This window comes from Pseudomonas sp. P5_152 (genome assembly GCF_033989915.1).
Lineage (GTDB): Bacteria > Pseudomonadota > Gammaproteobacteria > Pseudomonadales > Pseudomonadaceae > Aquipseudomonas.
In genome coordinates this window covers 1,566,581-1,579,031 of sequence record NZ_JASFAH010000002.1, presented here as the reverse complement: position 1 = coordinate 1,579,031, position 12,451 = coordinate 1,566,581, and the positions used below count along the sequence as shown (strand labels likewise).

At 60.8% G+C, this 12,451-nt stretch carries 10 protein-coding genes and 4 tRNA genes; 10 read left to right on the top strand and 4 right to left on the bottom strand.

Going from position 1 to position 12,451, the window contains the following annotated elements:
* Positions 1-99: 99 nt before the first annotated feature.
* The gene (gene rdgC, locus QMK50_RS06995) at positions 100-1,020 is read right to left on the bottom strand and encodes a recombination-associated protein RdgC (RefSeq protein ID WP_095170314.1); all 921 of its coding nucleotides are present in this window, start codon (positions 1,018-1,020) and stop codon (positions 100-102) included.
* A 159-nt stretch (positions 1,021-1,179) separates the two neighbouring features.
* Between rdgC and QMK50_RS06990 the strand changes: the two genes are divergently transcribed.
* The 5 genes from QMK50_RS06990 to QMK50_RS06970 all read left to right on the top strand — a co-directional run bounded on the left by QMK50_RS06990 (position 1,180) and on the right by QMK50_RS06970 (position 4,061).
* Positions 1,180-1,255 (top strand) — tRNA-Val (locus QMK50_RS06990).
* A gap of 19 nt (positions 1,256-1,274) precedes the next feature.
* Positions 1,275-1,351: transfer RNA gene (locus QMK50_RS06985), tRNA-Asp, on the top strand.
* 187 nt (positions 1,352-1,538) lie between these two features.
* Positions 1,539-1,614 (top strand) — tRNA-Val (locus tag QMK50_RS06980).
* Between the two features lie 19 nt (positions 1,615-1,633).
* A tRNA-Asp gene (locus tag QMK50_RS06975) sits at positions 1,634-1,710 on the top strand.
* 308 nt (positions 1,711-2,018) lie between these two features.
* Positions 2,019-4,061, top strand: a complete 2,043-nt coding sequence (locus QMK50_RS06970; RefSeq protein ID WP_320332831.1) for a c-type cytochrome — start codon at positions 2,019-2,021, stop codon at positions 4,059-4,061.
* A gap of 47 nt (positions 4,062-4,108) precedes the next feature.
* On the opposite strand, the gene QMK50_RS06965 is transcribed toward QMK50_RS06970, so the two are convergent.
* Positions 4,109-5,245, bottom strand: a complete 1,137-nt coding sequence (locus tag QMK50_RS06965) for a catalase family protein (RefSeq protein WP_159997446.1) — start codon at positions 5,243-5,245, stop codon at positions 4,109-4,111.
* Positions 5,246-5,273: 28 nt separating this feature from the next.
* Positions 5,274-7,082 carry a cytochrome c gene (locus QMK50_RS06960; protein WP_320332830.1) on the bottom strand — a complete coding sequence of 603 codons (1,809 nt, stop codon included), beginning with the start codon at positions 7,080-7,082 and terminating at the stop codon, positions 5,274-5,276.
* 270 nt (positions 7,083-7,352) lie between these two features.
* Between QMK50_RS06960 and QMK50_RS06955 the strand changes: the two genes are divergently transcribed.
* From QMK50_RS06955 to QMK50_RS06935, 5 genes are all read left to right on the top strand, one after another.
* The gene (locus QMK50_RS06955; RefSeq protein WP_095170311.1) at positions 7,353-8,066 is read left to right on the top strand and encodes an FKBP-type peptidyl-prolyl cis-trans isomerase; all 714 of its coding nucleotides are present in this window, start codon (positions 7,353-7,355) and stop codon (positions 8,064-8,066) included.
* Positions 8,067-8,359: 293 nt separating this feature from the next.
* Positions 8,360-8,815 carry a YkvA family protein gene (locus tag QMK50_RS06950; protein WP_159997442.1) on the top strand — a complete coding sequence of 152 codons (456 nt, stop codon included), beginning with the start codon at positions 8,360-8,362 and terminating at the stop codon, positions 8,813-8,815.
* Between the two features lie 115 nt (positions 8,816-8,930).
* Positions 8,931-9,272: a helix-turn-helix domain-containing protein gene (locus QMK50_RS06945; protein ID WP_159997440.1), complete on the top strand. Its 342-nt coding sequence runs from the start codon at positions 8,931-8,933 to the stop codon at positions 9,270-9,272.
* A complete protein-coding gene (locus QMK50_RS06940; protein WP_003179080.1) occupies positions 9,269-9,640 on the top strand; it encodes a hypothetical protein in 372 nt (123 codons plus the stop codon). The genes QMK50_RS06945 and QMK50_RS06940 overlap by 4 nt, the downstream gene beginning before the upstream one ends.
* Positions 9,641-10,042, top strand: coding sequence for a sel1 repeat family protein (locus QMK50_RS06935; protein WP_095170309.1), 402 nt, complete (start codon positions 9,641-9,643; stop codon positions 10,040-10,042).
* 240 nt (positions 10,043-10,282) lie between these two features.
* On the opposite strand, the gene QMK50_RS06930 is transcribed toward QMK50_RS06935, so the two are convergent.
* Complete coding sequence (locus QMK50_RS06930) at positions 10,283-12,370, bottom strand: carboxy terminal-processing peptidase (RefSeq protein ID WP_320334499.1); 2,088 nt, start codon at positions 12,368-12,370, stop codon at positions 10,283-10,285.
* Positions 12,371-12,451: the final 81 nt, after the last annotated feature.

Genomic DNA, 12,451 nt, shown 5'->3' with positions numbered 1-12,451 from the left:
GTAGGAGCGAGCTTGCTCGCGATGGTGTATCAGACATCACTCATTTACCTGACACACCATCGCGAGCAAGCTCGCTCCTACAAGAGAGATCGCCAGGCTTTAGATGCCCTGCGGAATCTCTTCGCCGCCCAGCGCTTCCACCAGTGCCGGGAGGAATTCGCCGAAGGTCAGCATCATCAGGGTGAAGCTGGCGTCCAGTTGGCCCAGGGCTTCGTCGCCACCGTCCTGTTCCGCCTGGTCTTGCAGCAGGTCTTCGAACTTCAGGCGCTTGACCACCATCTTGTCGTCGAGGACAAACGACAGTTTGTCTTGCCAGGCCAGGGACAGCTGGGTCACCACTTTACCGGTGCTCAGGTGCAGCTGGATTTCTTCGCTGGTCAGGTCCTGGCGTTTGCAGCGCACGATGCCGCCGTCTTCGTGGGTGTCGCGCAGTTCGCACTCGTCCAGCACAAAGAAGTCGTCCGCGGCTTTCTGGGTAGTGACCCATTCGGTCATGGTTGCGGTCGGCGACATTTTCACTGTCAGCGGACGCACCGGCAGGGTGCCGATCACTTCACGCAGGGTCGACAGCAGGTCTTCGGCACGTTTCGGGCTGGCCGAGTTGACGAGGATCAGGCCCTGCTTCGGCGCGATGGCAGCGAAGGTCGACGAGCGGCGGATAAAGGCGCGCGGCAGGAACGCCTGGATGATTTCATCCTTGAGCTGGTCGCGTTCCTTCTTATAGACCTTGCGCATTTGCTCGGCTTCGATCTCTTCGACCTTTTCCTTGAGCGCGTCACGCACGACGCTGCCTGGCAGGATGCGCTCTTCCTTGCGTGCGCTGATCAGCAGGAAGTCACCGCTGACATGCACCAATGGTGCATCTTCGCCTTTGCCGAACGGCGCGACGAAACCGTAGGTGGTCAACTCCTGGCTTGCACATGGACGCGCCAGCTTGGTGGCCAGTGCAGTTTCCAACGCCTCGGCATCAACAGGCAGATCTTGGGTCAGGCGATAGATAAGCAGGTTTTTGAACCACATGGGGTGAGTCTCTCCTTTATACAAAGGGGGGCATTATTCTCCGCGCAGCTCAATAGGCCAACCCTTCGCTAAGCCTTTGGAAGGCCTGAAAAAATTATTTAAAAAAGTGCTTGCCAGAGGTGGGGTCGCTCCGTAGAATGCGCGCCACACCGAAGCGAAGGGTGATTAGCTCAGCTGGGAGAGCGTCTGCCTTACAAGCAGAATGTCGGCGGTTCGATCCCGTCATCACCCACCATTCGTTTTCAGTGTTATGCGCAGCGGTAGTTCAGTCGGTTAGAATACCGGCCTGTCACGCCGGGGGTCGCGGGTTCGAGTCCCGTCCGCTGCGCCATATTCGGTAACCTGGATCGCTGAACGCCAGGTCACCACGGAAAAGCCCGCTTAGGCGGGTTTTTTTCTGTCCGAAGTTCCTGCAGGAAGCATGTTTCACCGGTTTTTAGATTTATTTGAAAAATACTTCAATTAAATCAACACTTTATAAAAATCTGTGGCATAATGTGTCCCGCAACGAAGGTAAAGGGTGATTAGCTCAGCTGGGAGAGCGTCTGCCTTACAAGCAGAATGTCGGCGGTTCGATCCCGTCATCACCCACCATTTACTTTCAACGCTTAGCGCAGCGGTAGTTCAGTCGGTTAGAATACCGGCCTGTCACGCCGGGGGTCGCGGGTTCGAGTCCCGTCCGCTGCGCCATATTCGGTAACCTGGACCACTGAACGCCAGGTCACCACAGAAAGCCCGCCTAGTGCGGGATTTTTGCTGTCTGGGATTTGGCAAACTTCCCTTCGCCCCTCCTCGCAACACCTTGGCCGTCCGCGTCAAACCTCTTTGTCGCCAGCCATTCGGACTGCGCCTGATACATGTCAACGACCACACCGGCCAATTCCTATAGAAAGTACCTGGGACCTGCACATCGCGGTTGCCGTTTGCTGAACCTATAAAAACGAAGTGGTGCCTGGCCAACGGGAAAACCCGACGCAGGCGCCATAAGGGGTGTTTCAATGGATCTGAATTTGCCGCGACTGGCCGTGTTGGTTTCGTCGTTATTGTTTGTGCACCACCTCAACGCCAGTGAGCCGCCGTCGGCAGCGGCCACAGAGGCTGACCCGTTGATCGCCCAAGGCAAGTACGTGGCCCAGCTGGGCGACTGTATTGCCTGCCACACCGCCAAGGACGGTGCGGTGATGGCCGGCGGCCTGGAACTGACAACGCCCATGGGCACCCTGTATTCCAGCAACATCACCCCCGATCCAGAAACGGGCATTGGCCGCTACACCTTCGAACAGTTTGACCGTGCCATGCGCCAGGGCGTGACGCCAGCGGGCGACAACCTGTACCCGGCGATGCCGTACCCGTCCTACGCCAAGATGAGCGAAACAGATATGCGGGCCCTGTATGCCTACCTGCTGCAGGGGGTCAGCCCGGTCAAGCAGGCCAATCTGCAGGCAGACATGAGCTGGCCGTTCAACCAGCGCTGGGGGCTGTGGTTCTGGAACAAGGTGTTCGTCGATGACGCTCCCTTCGCTGCGGACCCGGCCAAGGACCCACAGGTGAACCGTGGCGCCTACCTGGTGCAGGGCTTGGGTCACTGCGGCGCTTGCCATACCCCACGGGGTATCGCCTTCCAGGAAAAGGCCATGAGTGATGCCGGTGCCAGTGGCAAGCATTACCTGGCCGGGGAGACCGTCGAGCATTGGCGCGCACTCAGCTTGCGTAACCTGTGGACGGTGGAAGACACCGTGCAGTTGCTCAAGACCGGGCAGAACCGATTTGCCACGGTGTCCGGCAACATGGCGGAGGTGATCCATCACAGCACCCAGCATTTTACCGATGATGACCTGAACGCCATCGCGACCTACCTCAAGTCGCTGCCAGCCGGCCCGGATGACCTGCCGCCACCGTCCTTGCCACTGGCCCCGGCGGCGGCTCCGGCGACGCTGTTCAGCAGCCGTGGTGGCCTGGGCTACACGCAGTTCTGTGCCGACTGCCACCGTGCGGATGGCGGTGGTGTACCGGCGATGTTCCCGCCGCTGGCGGGCAACCCAAGCGTGGCCTCGGCCGATCCGACCTCGTTGCTGCACATCACCCTGACGGGCTGGAAAACCGCCGAGACCCAGACCCACCCACGGGTCTACACCATGCCCGGATTCGCCCGGCTGGCCGATGACGAGATCGCCGAAATCCTCAGCTTCGTGCGCACCAGTTGGGGCAATAGCGGCTCAGTGATCAGCGCTGCCCAGGTCAAGCAGCTGCGTGGCCAGCTCAAGCCGGTGGACGGGCCTGTCACCTTCGAAACCCCACGCCTGGCCGATATGCTAGTGGCGCCCAATGCGCCACAGGTAGTGCGGGGCATGCGCCTGCACCTGCAGACCAAGGCCCTGTTGCCGGACAACGTCGGTAACGCCTTGAACTGCACCAGTTGCCACCTGAATGCGGGCACTGTTGCCGATGGTTCGCCGTTTGTCGGGGTCTCGGCGTTCTTCCCGGGCTATGCACCGCGTGTGGGACGGGAAATCACCCTGGCCGAGCGCATCAATGGTTGCTTCCGCCGTTCGATGGACGGCAAGCCGCTGCCCGTCGAGTCGGCGGACATGCAGGCGATGATTGCCTACTTCGACTGGATGAAGCGCAACACCCAGCCCGGGGATAAAGTGGCCGGGCGCGGCGTCGGCAAGATCGATCCGGCGATCAAGCCTGACCGCGCCAACGGTGAGCGGGTCTACGCCAAGCAATGCGCGGTGTGCCATGGCACTGAGGGCGAAGGCTTGAAGAGCGCCAAGGGCGAGTGGGTATTCCCGCCGCTGTGGGGCGAGGAGTCGTTCAACATTGGCGCCGGCATGGCGCGCACCTATACCGCGGCGGCGTTCGTCAAACGCAACATGCCGATCGGCTTTCACGAACAATTCCCGCTGGGGCAGGGCGGGCTGTCCGATCAGGAGGCGGTAGACGTCGCCGAGTACTTCTCCCATCAACCGCGGCCGGACTTCCCGGACAAGCACAAGGACTGGCCAAAAGGTGGCAAACCACAGGATGCCCGGTACTGAGCCTTGATCGCCGCACGCCCGTCGTCTGACGGGCGTGCGGCCTGGCCTTACTGTTCGGCGTTGCGCGCGTGCCGGTAGTCGCTGACCGCTTCGTACACGGCTTTGCGCAATCGATTGATCCCACCGATGGGGCGATGCGCCTCCAGCCCGAACCAGGGATTGAACGACTGATTGTCACATTGCAGGTTCAGCGCCGGGGTGTCGAAGTCCTGGGCGGGAATCCGGATGCGCGCCACGGTTTCGAACGGCGCGTCGCTTTCCTGCCATTCAATGCTGGTGTCTTCGATCGGCATGTATGCGCCCGGATCCTGACGTTGGATCTGCAGGACAAAGCAGGCCGCGACCCGGTCCGTCGACAGCTGCTGGTTCAGCGCACTGCGCAGGAAGTTCGGCAAGGCCTGGTTCTGCGCCGGCAGGGTGTAGCTCGGGCAACTGCCTGGGTCTGGAGCCACGCGAAACTTTGCGTTGGCGTTGCCAAACTTGTAGGGCGAGACGGAAAAATAGGTGCTCTGGGTGGGGCTCGTCGGTGCCGGCGCCAGCGTCGCCAAGGCGATGAACAGGTGGCGCACCTGCCAGCTGCGCGGGTCCCAGCCGGGAAAGAATGCGAGGACCTTTTTGCCGTCGGCCTGGGCCGCGACGTTCTGCCGGTACTCGGCAACGTCACTGACGAAAAAGTTCGGGTGGTTGAACATGACGAAGTCCTGTTCGCCACGGCCTTGACGGTCCTTGAGTAACTGCGTGCCGGGTACGTCGAGTAACTTCAGGGCCATGCCCCGGGCATCGCGCATGCTGTCGAACTGCGGGTAGGCATTGCCGTTGGATAGACGCAGGGTCGCTTGCCAGGTCTTGCCGGCTTCGCTGAATACGCCCTGGCGCAGTTCCGGGGCCAGGTCGGTCAATACCTGGACCTCGGCCTGCAAGCAGCCGTGCGCCTTGGCGTGGGCGTCACGCAGGTAACGGGTGTTGTCGCGGTGCTGGTCGACGATGCGCACGGCAGTCTGGATCACCTCCTGGGTCATCGCGGCTTCGCCGGCCGGTATCTGCTCCTGGGCGGACACCGGCCCGCTGTGCTGCCAGGCCCACCATGCGCTGGCCAGGGCCCAGCCGAGCAGGCCGAGTCCGAGCAACCACAGCAGGCATTTACCCAACAACGCCGCGAGGCGCAGCCATAGGCTCATCAACATGTAAAACTCCTTCCTGACTGTCTGCGGCTCATGGCAATTGCGCCTCCAATGGGCCGCCCAGCACCTTCAGGTACTCCAGCAGTGCCCAGCGTTCTTGAGGTAGCAACAGGCGCCCGATGACCCCGTTACCCCGTTCGCCAGCGCGAAACTCGTGGCCGCTGTTGTGGTTGCCGGTAACCCGCGTATCGAACACAAACCCGTTGTCGAAGGCTTCGGTGCGATAACCCAGGTGTTTGGGGTCGTACTCGAAGGTGCCTTTATAGAAGATGCTCGCGCGTTCACTTTGCGGTGACAGCAGTTGGTAGAGGCTCGGCACCGAACCGTTATGCAGGAAGGGCGCCGTGGCCCAGACACCGGCCAGCGGCCGGGCCTTGTAGGCCACGCGCTCGCGCACGCCGATCGGCAGGGCAAAACCATCCATGTCCGGCCGCTCCTCAGGGGTGACGTTGGCCTCGCGGTAGGCGCGGTTCTCGACGAAGGCGGTGACGTAGGCCAGGCCCTTGGCGACTGACAACTGGCTCAGGTCCAGCGGCTCGGTGGGCGTGGGTTGCAGCTTGACGTCGAGGTCGGCCAGTTCCGCCGGGTCCCATTGCAGTGGGGTGACGTCGAAGCGGTGCTGCGCGATGTTGTTGGCGCTGGCGGGGTCCGTGCCGATCACTGCCACCGGCAGCATTTTCAACTGCTGCTCGGGGCGGCCGTTGGCCTGGATCACCTTGGGCACGTGGCAACCGGCGCAGTTCTCGGCGAACAGCGCGCGGCCCTGGGCAGCCAGGGGCTTGTCGACGGTGCCCAGCAGCGCTTCGGGCCAGGCCGGCGGCTTGAGGCGCTTGAGGGTTTCTTCGATCAGGTGCAGGTCACGTACGCGCACGCTGGAGGGGTAGCGCGCATCGCCCTTGAGCGGTTGACCGTTGGCGTCGAAGAAACTCAGGGTGGCGCCCACCCCCAGGGCTTCGCCGACGTTGCGCGCCATGGGCTGCTGCGCCGAGCCGTTCCACTGTACCCAGTCGAAGGTCCAGATATCCCACAGTTGTGGGTAGTCCACTGGGGCGTTGGCGACCCGATAATTGTCCGAGGAAATGGCGTCGCCAAAGGTGGCATTGGCGATACGGCCGAAGGCGTCGGTGCGCCCGGGGCCTTCCTCGGTGGGGTAGAGATCGCGATGGGTGTCGTTCCAGGCCACGCGCAGGAAGGTGTCCAGCGAAGCCTTGAAGTCCTTGCGCAGTTGTCCGTGCTCGGCGTCGTAATCCTGTCCCAGCACATTGCGGGCGAAACGTTCGAATTTCCACGGGTTGTAATAGGTCGAGGCAAGGCTGGCCACCAGTGCCTGGCCGAAGCTGCCGCCGCGTAACGTGGGGACGCTGGAGGGCAGCACGTGCTGCGCCGTACCGCCATCGATGCGCAGGGCCTGGCCCTGGTAGCGCAGCTCGCCGGTGTGGCAGGCGGCGCAGGTAATATCCAGATACTCTTCTTTGCTGCCAGGATTCTGGTGCCTGGCGAAGCCCACCGGCAGATTGCCCGGATTACTGGAGGTGGCCGTTTGCGTCGGGTCCACCAAAAAGCCGAAGCGCGCCAGGTACTGCGGCGCGGCAAAGCGTTGCTCGGAAAACGGCAGCTCAAGGGCCTTGAACCAGTCGTACCGCAAGCCCTTTACCTGGGTGCCCTGGGGGGTGAAGTAATAGGTCTGGCGATCGGCCGCGCTCCACTGGTCGAGGTAGTTCACCTGGGTCACAGGCGTATAAACCGGCAGTTTGGGGTTGGCCACGTAATACAGCACAACGGCCAACGCGACCCCCAACAGGGTCAGAATCAGCAGTAAAAAACGGAGCAGCAGGCGCACGATAAACATCCTTGTAGATTGATCGGGGTGTTATGCCTGAGCTGAAGTTTGGCAGCAAGAGGCCATTACGCCATAGGCTGTGGGAACAGGCTGCGTCTGCCCTCGGCTGAAGCTGACAGAAACTTCACCCTATTCCTGGGTAAAACGCGTTAAAAGACCTGAACTTATCGGAGCTTTCCTGCTCTCATGCCGGTAGCCATTGGTCGTGGCGGCCTGATAAGCTCGCGGCTTTATTCGATTGCCCTTTAGGCGCATGAACAAGGAAATAGCATGAAACAGCATCGGTTGGCGGCGGCGGTGGCCCTGGTTAGCCTGGTACTTGCGGGTTGTGACTCGCAGACCAGCGTAGAGCTGAAAACCCCGGCGCAAAAAGCTTCCTACGGTATCGGCCTGAACATGGGCAAGAGCCTGGCTCAGGAAGGCATGGATGACCTGGACTCCAAAGCCGTAGCCCAAGGCATCGAAGATGCTGTCGGCAAGAAAGAACAGAAGCTCAAGGATGAAGAGTTGGTCGAAGCCTTCGCTGCGCTGCAAAAGCGCGCTGAAGAGCGTATGGCCAAGATGAGCGAAGAGTCGGCCGCAGCCGGCAAGAAATTCCTCGAAGACAACGCCAAGAAAGCCGGTGTGACCACCACGGCTTCCGGTCTGCAGTACGAAGTCGTGAAGAAGGCCGACGGCGCTCAGCCTAAGCCTACCGACGTAGTGACTGTGCACTACACTGGCACCCTGACCAACGGCACTGTGTTTGACAGCTCGGTCGAGCGTGGCAGCCCAATCGATCTGCCGGTCAGCGGCGTGATCCCGGGTTGGGTCGAAGGCCTGCAACTGATGCACGTAGGCGAGAAGTACAAGCTGTACATTCCTAGCGAACTGGCCTACGGCGCTCAAAGCCCTAGCCCGGCAATCCCGGCCAACTCGGTGCTGGTGTTCGACCTGGAACTGCTGGCGATCAAAGATCCAGCCAAGCAAGACGACGCCAAGTAAGCTGCGTCGGATTGAAAAACAACGCCCCGTTTATCCGGGGCGTTGTTGTATCTGGCGGTCGGTGGGGGAAAATCCAGTAGAACCGACACCGGTTGTAGCAGTCATAGCATTGAAGGCGCCGCCGTTAGCCGCACCAGGCCGCCAAGTCAATGAAATGTTGGGGTTTTTTTATGTGAGTAAAAAACGCCCGATCTGACTCGAGCCCTTGTAAGACGGGGCTTTGAGGCCTGAAAAGCGGCTCTGTTCACAAGGTTATCCACAATTTGTGTGGATAACATTTCAGTGGAGGCATGATGAAAACACCCTGGAATTTCGCTCGGTTCCTGCCCCTGGCCGGTCGCTTGATCAGTCGTGGCCGTTTGCCGACTCTGCTCTTCGCAGTGGCCAGCAAGGGCGCCACTCAGGGTTTCCGGCTGGGCAAGCTCAAGGACGACCTGCGCTTGCTGCAGGCGTTGTGCCTGGCGTACTGGCGTGGCGAGTACCGGGCCATCAGTCCCAAGGCCCTGGTATCGGTGGTGGCCGGCCTGATGTACTTCCTCAGTCCCTTGGATGCCGTTCCAGATTTCATCCCGATGTTCGGCATGCTCGACGATATCGCCGTACTGGCATGGCTGATGAAAACCCTGGATGACGAGTTGACTGCCTTTCGCCTCTGGCGCAACCGCCAGCACCCGGAAAAACTGGTGAACGTCGAGTGCCTGCCCGATTCGCCGGAGCAGTTGTTGCTTCAACACCCGAAAAAAACCTGAATCGAATCAGATCTATCCAGAGATTGATACGCCCCAGCGACCTTAGCGACTGTTAGGATTACACTTCAATGGAAAAGTGCCGACTCGCTAAGTGTTGTTGTCCTACGGGGTAGTCATGGATATTCAGATAATCACACGTGATGGTGAACCCGAGTACGCGGTGTTGCCATGGGCGCAGTATCAAGCATTATTAAAAGCGGCAGGCGTCAAGGAGCAACCACCGCGTGCAGCCACAGTCCCGCACGCGGCCACCTCGAACCCGGTTCTTCCGGGCCTCGATCAACTGCGTCATCTACGCGAAGAACAGGGCATTGCCATTGATGCGTTGGCCCGCACCGTAGGCATCAGCCCTTCCTACCTGGCCTTGATCGAAAGTGGCGAGCGCCAGCCCGACGCCGCGATTCGTCGCAGCCTGGCCTGGGAGTTGAAGGTGCAGGGTTGGAGGGATGAATCGTGAGCGTACGGATCAGTCGTCAACATTGGGACGGTTTGCTCGGTGAACTGGATCAGGCGCGCCGCCAGCGCCACCTGCTGACCTATCGTGCGCTGCTGGAGCGGTTGCAGTTGCCGAGCCCGGCGATGCAAACCCTGACGGCCGCCCTCGAGCACCTGGCGGCGTTGGACGCTCGGGCTGAGCAGCCGCTGCGCAGCTCGCTGGTGATCAGCCAGGGCGCGAGCCGGTTGCCGCGCACGGGGTTCTTCGAGTGTGTGGAGCGCCTGGGACGCTTCTCCGGGCCGTCCGACGGCGTAGCTGCAGCGTCCTGGCATGCTTCGGAAGTGGTTCGGGTGTTTGAGTACGAATACCCTGAATCTGCGGAGGCCTGAGTGTTGCTACGACTCAAGGCACATGTCAGCTACTGGCTGGCTCGTCGGTTGTTTCACTGGTCCTGGTTTGTCCGTCAGCCGCGGGGCTGGGCCTGGCTGGAAGGGCAGTTTGCGCGCATGGCCAACTTGGGTGATGTGGGCGCGCAGAGCTTCTATGGTCACATCCTGACGTTTCGCGGGGTCGGTCTTGGGGCTCGCGAGGAGGGTGTGCGTTTGTTGCGCCTGGCGGCGTTGGCGGGCGATGGCAAGGCGGCCTATCAGGTGGGTGTGATCAGTCTGGCGGGGACGCCGAGCAAGGCTCCGGATCCGCTGGAGGCGGCTCGCTGGTGGGGGTTGGCGGAAAAGGCCGGGCATCCGTTGGCTGCGATCAAGTTGCGGGAGTTGGCTGCGCGGGCTGGTTGATCTGGGTGTAGATCCGCTCCTGCGGTTATGGCGGCTTAGGGTTGGGTCCCCTTGTGGGAGCGGGCTCGCCCGCGATGGCGATCTCCGACAAACCACAAATCTGGCGAATACCCCCAATCCCCTGCAGCAGCTGCCGAGCCCCCCAGGGTCTGTATACGACCTGATGCAACAAAAAACTCGCGGCCAAAAAAAACCGGGCAAGCCCGGTCTTTTCTGGTCAGCGTGTTGCTTGGGTGGCCATTACTTCTTGTTGCTGGCGACCGCGGTGTTGAGTTTCAGGTAGTCCAGCAGGATCCGCCCGGTTTCGCTGAGGTAGGCGTCGTCTTCCGGCTTGGTCTTGTCTGGCTCGGCCGCGATGGCGTCCTCGTCTTCTTTTTTCAGTTCCTTGAGCGGCTCTTCGCCTTTGGCTTTGCGGCGAATGTTTTCCATCGTCAGCTGTTGGGCTTCGATATCGGCATGTTGCGCGCGGCGTTCGGCTTCGTTGAGGCTGACGGTTTTTTCCGCCATCAGCTTCTGGGCCAGGGCCAGTTTGTCGCGGATGAAGACAAACTCGGCATCCTTGGCGGTGCGCTCGTCATGCTCGGACTTGAGCTGGGCGAGGAAGGGTTTGAACGGGTCGACGGCCGGTTTGATCGCCGGGCGGATGGTGTCCCACGGCATGGCTTCCGGCAGTGCGCTTTCGCCGATTTCCTTGGTGTCGATGATCGACGGGTAATCGATGTCCGGCAGTACGCCCTGGTGTTGGGTGCTCTGCCCGGAAACCCGGTAGAACTTGGCCAGGGTCAGTTTCAGTTCGCCATGATTAAGCGGCTGAATGGTCTGTACCGTGCCCTTGCCGAAGGTCTGGCCGCCGATGATCAGTGCGCGGTGGTAGTCCTGCATGGCGCCGGCAAAAATCTCCGAAGCCGAGGCTGACAGGCGGTTGACCAGCAAGGCCATCGGGCCTTTGTAGAACGCCCCCGGGTTTTCGTCTTCGAGTACATCGACCCGGCCATCGGCGTTGCGCACCAGGACGGTCGGGCCCTTGTCGATGAACAGGCTGGTCAGTTCGGTGGCTTCCTGCAGGGAGCCGCCGCCGTTGTTGCGCAGGTCGATGACCACGCCGTCGACTTTTTCCTTTTGCAGTTCGGTCAGCAGTTTCTTGACGTCGCGGGTGGTGCTCTTGTAGTCCGGATCACCGGCACGGAACGCCTTGAAGTCGAGGTAGAAGGCCGGGATCTCGATTACGCCGAGTTTGTAGTCCTTGCCATCCTGCTTGAGGTTGAGCACGGATTTTTTCACCGCCTGGTCTTCAAGCTTCACCGCTTCGCGGGTGATCGGCACGATCTTGCTGGTCTGGTCGTTGGGCGCATTGCTGGCCGGAATCACTTCCAGGCGGACCACGGTGCCTTTCGGCCCACGGATCAGCTTGACCACTTCGTCCAGGCGCCAGCCGACCACGTCGACCATTTCCTTGTTGCCCTGGGCGACACCGATGATCTTGTCCGCCGGCGCGACCAGTTTGGTCTTGTCGGCTGGACCTGCAGGCACCAGGCGCACGACCTTGACCTGGTCGTTGTCGCTCTGCAACACGGCGCCGATGCCCTCGAGGGACAGGCTCATGTTGATGTCGAAGTTTTCCGCGTTATCCGGTGACAGATAGTTGGTATGCGGATCGTAGGACATGGCGAAGGTGTTGATGTACGCCTGGAAGATGTCCTCGGCGCGGGTCTGGTCCAGGCGCGACAATTGGTTCTTGTAGCGCTTGGTCAGGGTTTCCTGGATCTGCTTGGAGTCCTTGCCGGCAATTTTCATGCGCAGCACTTCGTCCTTGACGCGTTTGCGCCACAGGTCGTCGAGCTCGGCATTGGATTTGAGCCACGGGGCGTCCTTGCGATCGATCAGCAAGGTTTCCTTGGCGTTGAAGTCGATCTTGTCCACGCCTTTGTTGAGTTCTGTCAGGGCGAACTGCAGACGCGATTTGACCCGGTCCAGGTAGCGCTTGTAGATGGTGAACCCGGGGTTCAGGTCGCCACTCTTGAGGAAGTCGTCAAACTGGGTTTTCCATTTGTCGAATTCGCCAATGTCGCTGGCCATGAAGTAGCTGCGCGATGGATCCAGCAGCTTGAGGTAGCTGTCGTAGATGATCACCGAGCGCGCATCATCGAGGGGCGGCTTGCTGTAGTGGTGGCGCTTGAGCAGCTCGACGACGTTCAGGCTGGCGATCACCTCGTCACGGTCGGGCTGAAGCTTGTCCCAGCTATTGGCTGCGAATGTATCGGGCGCGAGCGATAAGCTGCCCAGGCCGATGAGGAGAGCGAGTGCGGTGCTGGGGAACAAATGCTTCATGCCGATTCGACGCGGGGACAATTGATAACGCATATTAGGCCGTCTTTGAAGTCGCCGGTTCCACAAGGACCGGTCGCATAA